The sequence below is a fragment of the Pseudonocardia sp. GCM10023141 genome (genome assembly GCF_042653605.1).
Genome location: NZ_JBHSIR010000043.1, coordinates 88,343 through 102,112, shown reverse-complemented (window position 1 = coordinate 102,112; position 13,770 = coordinate 88,343). Strand labels below are relative to the sequence as shown.

Sequence of the window (13,770 nt, the reverse complement as noted above, 5' to 3'; positions counted from 1 at the left end):
ACTCAGTGCCGGGGGTCCCAGCGGAACTTGCGGGCCGCGAGCACCAGGAACGCGATCGACCAGCCGATCAGCGACACCGCGGGGATCACGAACGCCGGCAGTCCGGCGAGGCCCTGGTCGGCGATGCCACCCGCCATCGCGAAGCGCACGAAGGACCCGACCGCGGCGCCGGGGAGCAGTGACAGCAGCTCCCACCAGCCGCTCAGAGCCGTGATCGCGGTGACGATGGCGCCGCCGAGCAGCAGGAACGTCAGCGGCAGCGTCGTGATCTGCGCCCGCTCGGGCGAGGGTGTGATCACCGACGTGGCGAGCGCGGCGGCCACCACCAGCACGATGCCGCCCACGACCGCGATGACCATCGAGGCCACGTTCACGGGCCACGGCGTGCCGCTGACCAGGTTGAAGACCAGGAAGATCGCCAGCTGGCCGAGACCGATGACCACTGTCGGCAGCACGACGGCCACCAGCAGGTCGCGATCGGTGAGACCGGTGATCCGCAGGCGCTTCAGCACCCGGGAATGGCGCCGCGCGACAAGCGTCTGGGTGGCCGTCACGTAGATCCCCATGGCTAGCACGACCGCGATCTGCGCGGCGACCGCCATCGCGGCGCCGGTGACGCCCAGATCGTTGGCCTTGAAGGCGTAGGCGAAGAACACCCCCATCGCCAGCGGCAGGATGGCCGAGGACACCAGCACCGTCCGGTTGCGCGAGATCAGCCGAAGCTCGCTCACGGCCAGTGCGGTCACCCGGCTCGCGGTCGAGGTGGGTGCCGGGGCGGTTGCGGTGGTCATCGGGAGTCCTCCTGCTGCATGCGCACTGCGTGGTAGATGTCGGCGAGCGACGCCGGTGCGGCCCGCAGGTCGCGCAGCGCGACGCCGTGGTCGGCGGCCCAGCCGAGGAAGGTGGTGAGGTCGCGCTGCAGCTCCGCGGTGTGGACCTGCAGGTGCTCGCCGGTGAACACCGGCTCGCCCACCAGCGCCGGCAGCGGCGGGGCCCCCGCCGGGACGGCGGCCGAGAAGCTCGCCGGCTGCGCGCTGACGATCTCCGCCAGCGTCCCGCGAACGGCGACGATGCCCTGGTGCATGATCGCGACGCGGTCGGCCAGCGCCTCGGCCTCCTCGAGGTAGTGCGTGGTGAGCACCACCGTCCGGCCCGCCTCCTGCAGCTCCTGGATGGCATCCCAGGTGCGGCGGCGCGACTCCGGATCGAGGCCGGTCGTGGGCTCGTCGAGGATCACGAGGTCCGGTGAACCCCACACGGCGAGCGCGAGGTCGAGGCGGCGCTTCTCGCCGCCGGACAGCTTGCCGACCTGGGTGTTGCGCTTGCTGCCGAGCTCGAAGCGCTCCAGCAGCCGCTCCGGGCGGTCGACCCGGTTCACGAGCTTCTGCCACAGCTGCAGCGACTCGAGGACCGTCAGCTCCTCGATGAAGCCGCCCTCCTGCAACTGGACGCCCATCCGTTGCTTGAGCTCGTAGCGCTGGGTGGCCGGGTCGAGGCCGAGCACCGAGACGGTGCCGCCGGAGCGGGCGCCGAACCCCTCCAGCACCTCGAGCGTGGTCGTCTTGCCCGCGCCGTTCGTGCCGAGCAGCGCGAAGATCTCGCCGCGGCGGACGTCCAGATCGATGCCTCGGACGGCCTCGAAGTCTCCGTAGGTGACTCGCAGGCCGTGCACCGAGACGGCGAGCGGCACGTCCGGCGAGGCCGTGGCCGCCGGGCCGAACTGGTGGGTGGTCTGTGTCATGGCCCAACTGTCGCCGATCTTGAGGGCACCCAGTAGTCCCGGTGATCACACCTTGTGATGACAACGGTCCACGGTCGGCATGACAGCTGTCATGAGGACCGGATCGCCGTCCACACGGTCGGATACGGTCGGTTCGTGCCAGGGCCACCTCCGGATCTCGCCGATGAGCGCACCGTCCGCGCAGCGCGCCGCTTCGGGCGGGCCGGATTCGCGTACTCGGGCTTCTTCCTGCTGCTCCCGCCGGTGTCGGGCTGGGTCTCCGGGTGGCCGGGGCCGCCACAGCTGACCGCGGTGGTGCTCGTCCTCTACGTGGCCGGGCTGGGCCTGCACGTGTGGCGGGTCCGGGAACACGTTCGCTCACTCGGCCGTACGGCCCCGCTCTGGTTCATGATCGCGGCCGGCTCCGTCGGGCTCGCGCTCACGCTGGTCGCGCTGGCCAGCAGCCTCACCGGGTTCACCTGGTCGATCGTGAGCGCGGTCCTGCTCGGCGACATCGTCGGCGGGCACCGGCTGCGGACGACCCTCGGGTGGGTGGGGTCCGCCGCCGTCGTCGTGCTGGTGGCGGGGTACGTCGTCGGCATCCCCGCGTACGAGGGCACCCCGCTCAGCGCGTGGTTCGGCAGCGGGCTCGCCGCCTTCTACGTGGCGTCCATCTGGCTCATCGACGTGGAGCGCCTCTGGTGGCTCAAGGCCGTCACCGATCTCGACGACTCGCGCCGCACCGCGGCCGAGCTCGCCACCACCCGCGAACGGCTGCGGCTGGCCGACGACCTGCACGACATCCTCGGCCACGCGCTGGAGGTGGTCGCCTTCAAGAGCGAGTTGGCCTCGCGGCTGCTGGACGTCGACCCGGCCAGGGCCCGCACCGAGATGGACGACGTGCAGCGCGTCGCGCGCGAGTCGCTCACCGAGGTTCGGGCGATGGTGCGCGACACGCGTGGCACCGACCTGGCGTCGGAGGTGGCGGGGGCGCGGGCGGTGCTGGAGTCGGCAGGCGTCGCGCTGGACGTGCACGGCGACCCGTCGATCGTGGGTCCGCTGTCGCGCAACGTGCTGGGGCGGGTCCTGCGGGAGGCGATGACCAACGTCCTGCGCCACGCACAGCCGACCCGGTGCTCGATCGACATCGAGCTGGTCGGGGAGGGAGCCCGGTTGCGGGTGGTCAACGACGGTGCCGCGCCGCCGGACGGCTCCGATCCCGGCACCGGGCTGGTGGCGCTCGAGCGCTACCTGGGGGAGCACGGTGGCCGGCTCGTGGCCGGGCCCGGAGCCGACCGCACGTTCGCCGTCACCGCCGACCTGCCGGTGGCAGCCCGATGAGCAGCACCCCGATCCGGCTGGTGCTGGCCGATGACGAGTCGTTGACCCGGGGCGCGGTCGGCGCGCTACTGGGACTGGAGTCCGATCTCGTGGTGGTCGGCGAGGCCGCCACCGGTGACGAGGCGATCGAGCGGATCCGCGAGCACCATCCCGATGTCGCGGTGCTCGACGTGGAGATGCCCGGACTCGACGGCGCCGAGGTGGCGCAGTGGGTGGCCAACAACGAACCCGGCACCCGGTGCATCATCCTCACCCGGCACGCGCGCCCAGGCGTGCTGCGCCGGGCGCTCGCCGCCGGGGCCACCGGCTTCGTCACCAAGAGCGCGCCCGCCACGGTGCTCGCGGACGTGATCCGCCGGGTGCACGGCGGTGGCCGCTGGGTCGACCCCGATCTGGCGATGACGGCACTGATGACCGAGGCGAGCCCGCTCACCGATCGTGAGCTGGAGGTCCTGCGCAGCGTCGACGCGTCCGGCACCGCGTCCGACATCGCCGCGCGCGTGCACCTCTCCCCGGGAACGGTGCGCAACTACCTGTCGTCGGCGATGCAGAAGCTCGGCGTCGGCAGCCGCACGGAGGCGGTGCAGGTGGCGCGCGATCGCGGCTGGCTCTGACCCGAATCACCCCGGCGGGGTCGGTCGGCCGGGTACTCTCGCGCTGCGATGGACCCGTCGCCTGCAACCCCGCCACCGTGGCTCCCGGCCACTCGGCCCGCCGTGCCGCCCCCGGCCGTCCCGGAGCCGATGCAGAAGGCCACCCCGCCGCCGGCGGAGCCGCCACCCGCTGGGCCACCACCCAAGGGGCACCGGCCCCGGTTCGACTTCCGCAAGCTCGCCCGCACCCCGCGCGGCGCGGTCGGCCTCGGCGTGCTCGTCGCAGCGCTGCTGCTCTGGCCGTTCTCCGGGCTGTCGTGGATCCCCTGGCTCGCCGGGCTCGGTGCGCTGATCGTGCTGCGGCTGCTGCGCCTCGAGGGACTGCTGCGCGGCTGGGACTTCGCCTTCGCCGGCATCGTGGTCGTCATCGGGCTGATGCTGAGCACCGGCCCGTGGGCATGGGCGCTCGCCGCCAGCATCGGGGTGCTGCTCGCCGGGCTCGCCCAGCTGCCATGGTGGCGGCTGGCGGCGGTGGGGGCGGTGTTGTGCGTGGTCTCGGGGGTGGGGTTCGGAGTCTCGTTGCAGCAGACAAAGGCAGAAGAAGCCAAAGTCTTCGCCGAAGCCGGCGATGCGATTCGGCCGCAGATCGCTGAACGGCGTGACGATGTGCTTGTGGCGATGCTTCAGGCGGTTGACTCGCAGCAACCCGATCCGCAGCCCCTGTGCCGACTGCTGGCACCGGCAGGGCTGGCTCAGTTGCTCGCGGCCACGGGCAGTCAGACGTGCACGGACAGCGTCACGCTCATGCATGATCGGCTCAGGTCGACGCCGACGGTCGGGCCGCCTGCCGGAAAGCTGCCGAAGCCGGTGTCAGAGGAGGGGGACCGCCGGTTGGTCGTCGACGGCTGTGCCACGCCATGGGCAGTCGCAGCAGGCAAGGCGCTCGGACGGGTCCACATGGAGCAGACCAGCCCGAGCGTGCAGACCTACGTGGTGGTGTCCTTCTCTCCCTGTTAGGCCGCGGGTAGCCGTCAGTCACCACGCTTTACGGCGGCCAGTAACATCTGTGAAACGTCCTGGACCTGCACGTTCTCGCCCGCGCCGCCGGACTGCTTCTCGGTGAGCCCGTCGGTGAGCATGGTCTTGCAGAACGGGCAGCCGACCGCGATGGTGCCGCCCGCCGGGGCCGATCCGTTGGAGCTGCCCGCGCCCTCGAGCGTGGCGAGCGCCTCCTCGGTGCGGTTGACGTTGACGCGCTGCCCGATCCGCTCCTCCATCCACATTCGTGCCCCGCCTGCGCCGCAGCACATGGAGCGGTCGGCGTGGCGCGGCATCTCGGTGAGCGTGGCGACCGCGCCGACGAGCGCGCGCGGCTCCTCGTAGACCTCGTTGTGGCGGCCCAGGTAGCAGGGGTCGTGGTAGGTGACCGGAGCGCGCCCAGATCCGTTGATACCGTCCTCATCGGGCGCGGCGACCGGCACCAGCTTGCCCTCGCGCACCAGCTTGTTGAGCAGCTGCGTGTGGTGCACGACCTCGTAGTGCCCGTCGAGCTGCGGGTACTCGCGGCCCAACGTGTTGAGGCAGTGCGGGCAGGTGGTGACGATCTTGCGGGTGCCCGGCTCGCGGCCCTCGAACACCGCGTTGAGGACCTCGACGTTCTGCTGCGCCAGCATCTGGAAGAGGAACTCGTTGCCGGAGCGTCGCGCCGGGTCACCGGTGCAGGTCTCCTCGGGGCCGAGCACCGTGTAGTTGACGCCGGCCCGCTTGAGCAGCTCGGCGGTGGCCTGCACCGTGCGCTTCGCACCGTCGTCGAAGGCTCCGGCGCAACCGATCCAGAACAGGTACTCGACCTCGGGAGCGAGCTCACCGTCGAAGACGTTGACCTCGAAGTCCAGCTTCTTGGTCCAGTCCAGGCGCTCGCGCTGGTTCTGGCCCCACGGGTTGCCCTTGTTCTCCAGGTTCTTGAACAACACCCCGAGTTCGGAGGGGAACTCCGACTCGATCAGCACCTGATGGCGGCGCATGTCGACGATGTGGTCGACGTGCTCGATGTCCACCGGGCACTGCTCGACGCACGCGCCGCAGGTGGTGCACGACCACAGGACGTCGGGGTCGATCACGCCGCCCTGCTCGAGGGTGCCCACGAGCGGCCGGGCGGCCTGCTCCGGGCCGGATCCGGTGATGCGGCCGAAACCCGACTCCGGAACGCCGTGGTGGTGGTAGCTGTCGTCCTTGAACCCCGCGGCGAAGTCGATCGAGCCCACCTCGGGCACGTCGTCCTTCTTGCTGCCGATGATGTAGGGCGCCTTCGCCATCAGGTGGTCGCGCAGGTCCATGATCACGAGCTTCGGCGAGAGCGGCTTGCCCGTGTTCCATGCCGGGCACTGGCTCTGACAGCGACCGCACTCGGTGCAGGTCTCGAAGTCGAGCATGCCCTTCCACGTGAAGTCCTCGATCTTCCCGCGGCCGAAGACGTCGTCCTCGCCCGGGTCCTCGAAGTCGATGAGCTTGCCGCCGGACTCCATGGCGGGGAGCGGGCCGAGCGCCTTCGGGAAGCGCTTGGCCGAGACGTTGACCGGCGCGACGAAGATGTGGAGGTGCTTGCTGTAGGCGATGATGATCGTGAAGGCCAGCATGACGCCGATGTGCAGGATCAGCCCGACGCTCTCGACCACCTCGAGAGTGTCGTGGGAAAGGCCCTCGAAGAGGTGGCCGAGGCCGATCGAGGCCCACGCGCCGGAGGTGTAGGGGAACGTGCCCAGCGCCGAGGACGCCGCGCGGAAGAAGAACAGCGTCCACAACACGTTGAAGATCATGAAGAGGATGAGCCAGGCGCCACCGGTGTGGCTGCCGTAGAACCGCGACGCTCGCGCCTCGCGCTCCGGGGCGTTGCGGATCCGGATCACCGCGAACACGCCGAGCGACAGCAGGCAGAGCACGGCGATCGTGTCCTGGAGGAACCCCAGCACCGGCCACTGGCCGATGAGCCAGATGTGGAAGGTGGGGTCGAACAGCGCTCCGTAGGCCTCCAGGTAGACGGTGGCCAGGATGACGAACGCGTAGAACGTGAAGAGGTGCGCCAGTCCCGGCACCGACCACTTCAGGAGCTTGCGCTGGCCGAAGACCTCCACGAACTGGGCCCGCACCCGCTGGCCCAGGCCGTCGGTGCGGTCATGCGCCGGCTGACCGGATTTGATCAGGTTGTAGATCCAGAACGCCCGCCGTCCGGAGATCGCCAACGCGATCACCGTCATCAGCAGACCGATCACCAGTCGCACAAGCACGGGCTTCCTCCCAGGACTGCACGGGCCCGCGAGTGGTGGATCGCGCGCCGTTGCGCAGCAGACTAAACCGCTGCTCCTGTCCACTGCCGGGGGCATTCCGGCAGATCAGACAAGAACCTACCGGTGGGTAATCGGATGAGCGATCCGGAGCGATGTGACATGAATCCGGCATCACGTCCGCCACACCCGGGCTGGTCGGGGGCCTGCTGTCACTCGATCGGTTCAGGAACGGCGTGAAACGCACCCGACTAGGCCGTCGGCGACGCAGCGTGGCCGTCCGTGCGTCCACGGTGCCGCCGTGCGGGCGACCCTCTATGCTCGTGCTGGTCAGCATGGTCTACTCAATGTCGATCGAGATGCAGTGGTCAGACGCTGCGTCGATCGGCTAGGAGCAGGCCAGGTCGGGTGGCCACCATGCCCGAGGGGGTCGGTACGCGGCAGCCTCGGGGGTAGTGGTGACCACGAGGAGGAGCGCAGCCATGACCGGACCAGCAGCCCAGGTGCTCTACGCACAGGGGCTCAGCACCAACGGTCTGCAAGGCTGGATCCAGGGCAACGTCGTACCGCTCGTGCTGCTCGGCATCGCGATCATCCTGTTGTGGATCGGCGGGCGCGGCGACAACGCCGGCGTGGCGCGCCGTGGCGTTGGCCTGCTCATCGGTCTCGTGGCGCTGGGCATCGCCGTCTCGGGCAACGGCCCGCAGATCGGCAGCTTCCTGGCCGGCCTCATCACAGGGTGATCGGGTGCTGGTCCGCACCGACGACGAGATCTATCGTGTCGACTCCGTATGGCTGGGCCCGCCGAGGGCCACGTTCCCGTGGCGAGCGCGCTACGTCGCGTACGGCCTCGGCCTGCTCGTCATGATCGCCATCATGTTCGTCCAGCGCCGCATCGGGATCGGTCTCGACTTCTTCTCGGTGGCGTGGGCGCTGCTCCTCACGGTGGTCTTCACGAGGTTCCTCGGGCAGCGCATCAACTACGAGCGCCCGCTGGGTCAGGTACTCGCACACTTCAAGCTCGAGATCAGCGGTCCGCGCGCCTCCACCGCCGTGGCGGGTGGCCCGATCCGCTCCGGCCATGTCCGGGTGGGGCCGGTGGCCCGTGGCCGCGGTGCCGTCCGGGGCCCCGCCGCCAGCAAGCAGGCCGGCACCCGAACAGCGACGAAGCAGCAGGCAGGCACGAAGAAGCAGGCAAGCACGAGTCGGAAGGGGCGCAGGCGTGCCACGTCGTGACGCTGCACGTGATGCGTCACAGCCCGGTGAACGTCGCCGGGGGCGTGCACTAGCAGGTGAGACCGGGCTGCCGAAGTACGTGCCCGACATCGCGCTGCGCTCCATCGAGGGTCACCTGACACGCACCGGCACGCAGGTCATGGCCTGGTACCGGCTCGCGGCACAGGCGTGGAGCTTCCGCAGCGATTCGCAGCGCGAGGTCCTGATCCGCCAGATCGCGGCCCAGCTCGGTGAGCTGCAGGGCCGGTGGGTGCACCTGCGGGTCACCACCCGCCCCTACCCGGTGCACATGTGGGCGGAGTCCTTCGACAACAACGCGCTCGGCCGGATGCCCGACGTCGCGGGTGCGCTCGGCTGGGACGGCTTCCTCGAGGGCGAGCAGCGCCATCTGATGGGGCTGTCGATGTCCGACAAGGAGGTGTTCCTCGGCATCGAGGTCTCCGGCCGCAGCATGCTGGACCGCTGGGTCGACATCGCGGCCCCGGTGCTGGGCAAGGTCGCGCCCGGCACGGTCAAGGCGGAGCTGGCGGCGCTGGCCTCGGAGGTCGGCCACATCGACTCCCTCGTGGCCAGCGGCGGGCTCGACGCCGTGCCCGCCACGGCCGACGACATCGCCTGGCTGATGCACCGCTCGGTGGCGCTGGGGCTGCCGGCCCCGCGCACGCTGTCGATGGTGCCCGGCGCCACCACCCGCTGGGAGACCGAGGACCTCGCCGCCTTCACCGACGGGGTCGACGTCTACCAGGAGCCCTACGCGCCCACGGTCCGGGTCGTGGGCCGGATCCGCTCGCAGACCGTCTCGCGCAACGTCGCGGTGCTGACCGTCGGGCTGATGGACGGCCTGCGCATCCCCGAGGTCGACGACCCGTGGATGCAGCACTCCGACCGGCTGCCGTTCCCCGTCGAGTGGTCGGCGCGGATGTACATCCGCAAGCCCGAGGAGGTGGCGGGCGAGCTGCAGCGCCAGATGGGCAAGGTGCGCAGCCAGATCCGGCACTACACCCACGACCACGACCTCGACCCCCCGATGTCGCTGGCGCGCCAGGCCGACCGCGTGCTCGAGGTCGAGGACGAGCTCACCAGCGGGCTCACCCAGCTCAACACGCGGGTCTACGGCTGGTGGCGCATCGCGGTGGCCGGCAAGGACGAGGCCGAGGCGGTCAGCCGGGCGCAGCAGGTGCTCGATGTCTACCGCCCGAAGGTGCAGATCGAGCACCCCGAGGCCCAGTACCGCTACGCCAGGGAGTTCATCCCCGGCGAGCCGCTCGCCTCCACCGCCTACCGCAGGCGCGGCTCGGTCACCTGGGCCGCCGCGGCGGTGCCGGCGGCCACGGCGTCGGTCGGCGACCGCCGCGGCATCATGATCGGCGAGACGTGCACGGCCACGCGGCGTCCCGTGGCCTGGGACCCCTGGCTCGCGCAGGAGGTCCGGCGCGCATCCGGGCTCACCGCTGTGGTCGGCGGGCTGGGATCGGGCAAGTCGTTCCTCACCGGGCTGATCGTCTACAAAACGCTGCGTGCCGGTGCGCGCTGGACGGTGCTCGACCCGTCGGGACCGCTCGCCGAGCTCACCCGGCTCCCCGAGCTGGCACCGTTCTCGCGCCACATCAACCTGCTGCGGGCCGATCCGGGCATCCTCAACCCGTACCGGGTGGTGGCCGAGCCACGCCCGGAGCACTACGCCGATGACGAGGATCCGGAGCGGGCCTGGCGGCGCGAGCGCTCGCTGGCAGCGGCCACCCGGCGCCGGCTGGTGCTCGACGTGCTCACCGGGCTGCTGCCCTACGACGTGGCCCGGCTGCCCCACACGCGCATCGTCCTGCTGCGGGCCGTCCGGGAGGTCGGGGGCGCGCCCGATCGCCACCCCGGCATGGTGATCGACGTGCTGCGCCGGCACGCCCGCGACGGCGAGCAGCACTCCGGGGTGGTGGCCGACTTCCTCGAGGAGCGCCGCGAGCTGCCCCAGGCCGCGTTGCTGTTCCCCGACACGTCCCGCCACGACCCCTGGCAGGCCGATCGCGACTACCGGCTCACGGTGCTCACGATGCAGGGCATGACGCTGCCCCGCCCGGGCAGCCCGCGCGAGGAGTGGACCGACGGCGAGTCGCTCGCCGTCGAGCTGCTCAACCTGGCCTCGTGGCTCACCCAGCGCACGATCTACGACGCCGATCGCAACCTCCGCAAGGGCGTCGCGCTCGACGAGACCCACTTCCTCTCGCAGGTGCCCACGGGCAAGGTGCTGATCGACCGGCTCGCCCGCGATAGCCGCAAGTTCAACGTCCGGGCGCTGTTCGCGTCGCAGCTGGCGGGTGACCTGCTGCGCGTCTCCGGGTTCGCGTCGCTGGTCAACGCCGTGTTCGTCGGCCGCACCGACGACGATGAGGCCCAGGGTGAGGCGCTGCGGCTGCTGCGCGTCCCCACGGGTGTCGGCTACGAGCAGATGCTCGGCACGCTGTCGCCCCGGCCGCGCCACGACGACCGTCCCGACGACACACCTCGCCAGTTCGTGTTCGCCGACGGGCACGGCGGCGTCGAGAAGATCCGCATCGACCTCGAGGCCCCCCACCTCGAGCACGTCCGCGAGGCGCTCGACACCAACCCCGACGCCAGCCGGGTCTCGGCCCGCGGCGTGCCGGCGGCGATGGCACCCGCGGCGGTCCGTGCTCCCGACGAGCCGGAACCCCGCCAGCAACTGGTTGCCGAGCAACCCCACCGCCCCGTGCCGGCCGGGCCCATCCCGAACCGGTTCGGGCCCGATGCGCCGGTCGTCAACGGATCCGCGGCGCACGGGTCGTCCGACCTCGCCGAGGACGTCGACTTCGACGAGGACTTCGACGATCTGGACGACCCCGACGGCCTGCTCCGCGGCGACGCGCCCCACGGGGCGAACGGCAATGGGCACGCCGGTGCCTACACCGGCACCACGGAGGTGCTCACGGCCGAGCTGCTCGACGACGAGGAACTGGATCTGCTGGGCGACATCGACGACGTCGACGATCGCGACATCGACGGTGACCGCGCGCGGACGGGCGGGGAGAGCGTCCGGTGACCCCCGGGGACGTCCCGGGTGGCTCCGGGTGGCTGGCCGCAGCCCTGGTGCTGGCGGCCGCCATGTTCGTCGCGCGCCGCAAGCGGCTCCGTGCGGTCGCCGCCGCAACGGGTGCACGACCACCGCGGCGGCGCGCCGCCGCGCTGCTCGTCGTCTTCGCCATCGTCGGCGGGTCGTCGCTCATCGGCTCGCCCGCCATGGCGCAGCCGTTCGACTGCAAGGAGTCGCCCGAGCCGGATCGGCCTGGTACGGGTCTTGTGGGATCGTTGGATCCCCCGAGGGGAAGCCACGGCGAAATCGGAAGTGTGTATCGCGAGGTCGGCTACGGTGGGCTTGTTTGGTACAACTACGATCTCGGCTGTGCCGGGGCGGCCGTATTCAACCCGGCCAGTACCACTGACACTTGGTTGGGTAATCAGGAGCTGAACGTAGCCAAGTTCGCCGTGGGTGGAGTCAACTGGTCGCACTATTTGATCGCTAGCGGCGGCGACCTCCTCACCCCGCTCGATAATCTGATCACGACCGGAACTCGAGCGATGTACGATGCCGTCTTCACCACATGGATTGGCCCAGTGCTGGCGGTCCTTGCTGTCATCTTGCTGGTGTATGCCCTGCGTGGAGACCTGGCAAAGCAAGCGCAACGGGCAGCGTTCGGTGTCGCCGCACTGGTTGTCGGCTCTGCGGCCTATCTCGCACCGGTTGACTGGTCGAAGGCGGCCGATTCACTCCTGCTCGACGGCGTCACCAATATGCAAGAGGGATTCCTCGGCGAGATCGGCATGGGTGACCGAAACACGTTACCCACCGTTCTGGTCGATCAGGTCATTTATCAGAATTGGCTGCGTGGAGAATTCGGCGCCCCCGACGTTCCGCAAGCGGTAGATCAGGGGCGAAATCTGCTGCGGGCGCAGACCTTCACGATTGATGAGCTGAACGCGCACGCCGATACGCCCGACCTGGCCCAGCAGAAGAAGGCCGACTTCGCGACCATCGCCGGCAAGATGGGCGATCGCTACCCCTACTTCCAGGGCAAGTCCGGCAGCCGGATCGGCATCGGCGTGCTGTCCGTCGTCCAGGCGATGTGCATCGCGCTGTTCCAGCTGCTCTCGAAGGTGCTGGTGCTCGTCGCGCTGCTGATGCTGCGACTGCTGATCATGACCGCTCCTGCGATCGCCGTGGTGGCGGTGCTCAAGCCCGACATCCTGCCGTCCTTGCTGCGGGTGGCGGGTGCCGCGATCGTCAACACCCTGGTGGTCGGCGCGCTGGCGGGCCTGCACGCGCTGCTGGTCGTCTCGCTGTTCCGTCCCGGTTCCGGCATCGACCTGTGGCTCGCCCTGCTGGTCACCGGTGTGGTCACGGTCGTGCTCTGGGCGGTGGCCCGGCCCTTCCGGCGGCTGGTGTCGATGGTGTCGCTCACCCGGGAGCAGTTCGGCGGGATCGTGCCCGGCGCCGGCACCGGGCCGATGTCGCGGGTGTGGCAGCGGGTCCGTGGCGGTGCCGCCGCCGAGGACGACCGCCAGTCCCGCTGGTGGGACGAGCGACGGGGCGCCGCCGCGGGCGCCGACTACTCCGGCGGTGCCCGGCCCGAGTCCGAGCCCGGCGCCCGCGTCACCGCGCAGGCCACCCGGGTCCCGCGCCAGCGCACCGAGGTCGAGGTGGCCCGGGCTCCCGCCCTCATCCCGGCGGCGCGCAGGCCCGCTTTGCCGGCCGGATCCAGCGGAGTCGAGGGCGGGACGTCGGGGCCGAGCTGGTCCGAACCGGGTGAGGTCGACGACCGTTCGATCTACCGGCGGTCCGACGCCGTGCCGCTGCGCCCGGGTGGCGCGCGGCCCGTGCAGGCCGAACTGGTTGACGGCGTGCCCGTCTACCGCATCTACCGGCCGCGTCCCGCGCAGCCTGCCTACGGACCGCGTGGCGGGTCGGGCTGATGCCGATCCGTACCCCGCGGGGTCGAGCGGCGGCCTACCGCGGACTGTGGCAGTGGCCCCTGCGATCACCGGCGCGGCTGGCCATGACGCTGGTCGTGGTCGCGGCGCTCGCTGCGGGACTGAGCTTCGCGCTGACCGCGGCAGGCGGGGGTTCGGCGTCCGGCAAGATCCCGCCGATCGCGATGGCGCCGACCCCGACCTACCGGTCCACTCCGCAGCAGCCGCTGAACCCGTCGTCGTCGCCCGCCCCGACGGCGCTGCCGCCGGTCGCCGAGCTGCAGCCCACCGCGCTTCCCGTCAGCCAGGCCCCGCAGGCCGCTCTCGACGTCGCGGCCGCGTGGACCGCGGCCTGGGTCCGCCCGCCTGCCGGCACGCCGGCGGGTCAGTGGCTGGAGGGGCTGCGGGCTACGACCACCCCGGAGTACATGGGCGTGCTCGCGGGGGTCGACCCGGGCAACATCCCGTCAACGAAGGTCACGGGCCCGCCCAAGGCCGTCAGCGTCTCGCCCAAGTCCGTGCGCGTCGAGGTCCCCACCGATGCGCTGACGCTCACCGAGGTGCTGATCAACTCCGACGTCGGCTGGCGCGTGTCCAGCTACGAGCGGACGTGAGTCGTGAACAC

Annotated in this window: 11 protein-coding genes; 8 read left to right on the top strand and 3 right to left on the bottom strand. The window is 70.9% G+C overall.

Going from position 1 to position 13,770, the window contains the following annotated elements:
• Nucleotides 1-2: 2 nt before the first annotated feature.
• Together ACFPFQ_RS25595 and ACFPFQ_RS25590 are read right to left on the bottom strand one after the other, a co-directional pair.
• A complete protein-coding gene (locus ACFPFQ_RS25595; RefSeq protein WP_379623101.1) occupies nucleotides 3-791 on the bottom strand; it encodes an ABC transporter permease in 789 nt (262 codons plus the stop codon).
• A complete protein-coding gene (locus ACFPFQ_RS25590) occupies nucleotides 788-1,741 on the bottom strand; it encodes an ABC transporter ATP-binding protein (RefSeq protein ID WP_379623099.1) in 954 nt (317 codons plus the stop codon). Before ACFPFQ_RS25590 ends, ACFPFQ_RS25595 begins: the two co-directional genes overlap by 4 nt.
• Nucleotides 1,742-1,876: 135 nt before the next feature.
• On the opposite strand from ACFPFQ_RS25590, the gene ACFPFQ_RS25585 reads away from it, so the two are divergent.
• The 3 genes from ACFPFQ_RS25585 to ACFPFQ_RS25575 all read left to right on the top strand — a co-directional run bounded on the left by ACFPFQ_RS25585 (nucleotide 1,877) and on the right by ACFPFQ_RS25575 (nucleotide 4,671).
• Nucleotides 1,877-3,061 carry a sensor histidine kinase gene (locus ACFPFQ_RS25585; RefSeq protein ID WP_379623097.1) on the top strand — a complete coding sequence of 395 codons (1,185 nt, stop codon included), beginning with the start codon at nucleotides 1,877-1,879 and terminating at the stop codon, nucleotides 3,059-3,061.
• Nucleotides 3,058-3,675: a response regulator transcription factor gene (locus tag ACFPFQ_RS25580; RefSeq protein ID WP_379623096.1), complete on the top strand. Its 618-nt coding sequence runs from the start codon at nucleotides 3,058-3,060 to the stop codon at nucleotides 3,673-3,675. The genes ACFPFQ_RS25585 and ACFPFQ_RS25580 overlap by 4 nt, the downstream gene beginning before the upstream one ends.
• A gap of 129 nt (nucleotides 3,676-3,804) precedes the next feature.
• Nucleotides 3,805-4,671 (top strand): hypothetical protein, encoded by an 867-nt coding sequence (locus ACFPFQ_RS25575; protein ID WP_379623094.1) that lies wholly within the window; start codon nucleotides 3,805-3,807, stop codon nucleotides 4,669-4,671.
• Nucleotides 4,672-4,685: 14 nt separating this feature from the next.
• Here ACFPFQ_RS25575 and ACFPFQ_RS25570 read toward each other — a convergent pair whose 3' ends face one another.
• Complete coding sequence (locus ACFPFQ_RS25570; protein ID WP_379623092.1) at nucleotides 4,686-6,938, bottom strand: heterodisulfide reductase-related iron-sulfur binding cluster; 2,253 nt, start codon at nucleotides 6,936-6,938, stop codon at nucleotides 4,686-4,688.
• 479 nt (nucleotides 6,939-7,417) lie between these two features.
• On the opposite strand from ACFPFQ_RS25570, the gene ACFPFQ_RS25565 reads away from it, so the two are divergent.
• From ACFPFQ_RS25565 to ACFPFQ_RS25545, 5 genes are read left to right on the top strand one after another with little or no spacing between them, the layout of a single operon-like run.
• Nucleotides 7,418-7,678 (top strand): hypothetical protein, encoded by a 261-nt coding sequence (locus tag ACFPFQ_RS25565; protein ID WP_379623090.1) that lies wholly within the window; start codon nucleotides 7,418-7,420, stop codon nucleotides 7,676-7,678.
• A 4-nt stretch (nucleotides 7,679-7,682) separates the two neighbouring features.
• On the top strand, nucleotides 7,683-8,171 hold the full coding sequence (locus ACFPFQ_RS25560) for a hypothetical protein (RefSeq protein ID WP_379623088.1): 489 nt from the start codon (nucleotides 7,683-7,685) through the stop codon (nucleotides 8,169-8,171).
• Nucleotides 8,158-11,220, top strand: a complete 3,063-nt coding sequence (locus ACFPFQ_RS25555; RefSeq protein ID WP_417715038.1) for an ATP-binding protein — start codon at nucleotides 8,158-8,160, stop codon at nucleotides 11,218-11,220. The genes ACFPFQ_RS25560 and ACFPFQ_RS25555 overlap by 14 nt, the downstream gene beginning before the upstream one ends.
• Nucleotides 11,217-13,148, top strand: coding sequence for a hypothetical protein (locus tag ACFPFQ_RS25550; protein WP_379623084.1), 1,932 nt, complete (start codon nucleotides 11,217-11,219; stop codon nucleotides 13,146-13,148). Before ACFPFQ_RS25555 ends, ACFPFQ_RS25550 begins: the two co-directional genes overlap by 4 nt.
• Nucleotides 13,148-13,759 (top strand): hypothetical protein, encoded by a 612-nt coding sequence (locus tag ACFPFQ_RS25545; RefSeq protein WP_379623082.1) that lies wholly within the window; start codon nucleotides 13,148-13,150, stop codon nucleotides 13,757-13,759. The genes ACFPFQ_RS25550 and ACFPFQ_RS25545 overlap by 1 nt, the downstream gene beginning before the upstream one ends.
• The last annotated feature ends 11 nt before the right edge of the window (nucleotides 13,760-13,770 follow it).

Coding starts and splice junctions, on each gene's coding strand:
- ACFPFQ_RS25595 (WP_379623101.1), bottom strand. CDS start 791: ATGACCACCGCAACCGCCCCGGCACCCACCTCGACCGCGAGCCGGGTG.
- ACFPFQ_RS25545 (WP_379623082.1), top strand. CDS start 13,148: ATGCCGATCCGTACCCCGCGGGGTCGAGCGGCGGCCTACCGCGGACTG.
- ACFPFQ_RS25590 (WP_379623099.1), bottom strand. CDS start 1,741: ATGACACAGACCACCCACCAGTTCGGCCCGGCGGCCACGGCCTCGCCG.
- ACFPFQ_RS25575 (WP_379623094.1), top strand. CDS start 3,805: ATGCAGAAGGCCACCCCGCCGCCGGCGGAGCCGCCACCCGCTGGGCCA.
- ACFPFQ_RS25565 (WP_379623090.1), top strand. CDS start 7,418: ATGACCGGACCAGCAGCCCAGGTGCTCTACGCACAGGGGCTCAGCACC.
- ACFPFQ_RS25580 (WP_379623096.1), top strand. CDS start 3,058: ATGAGCAGCACCCCGATCCGGCTGGTGCTGGCCGATGACGAGTCGTTG.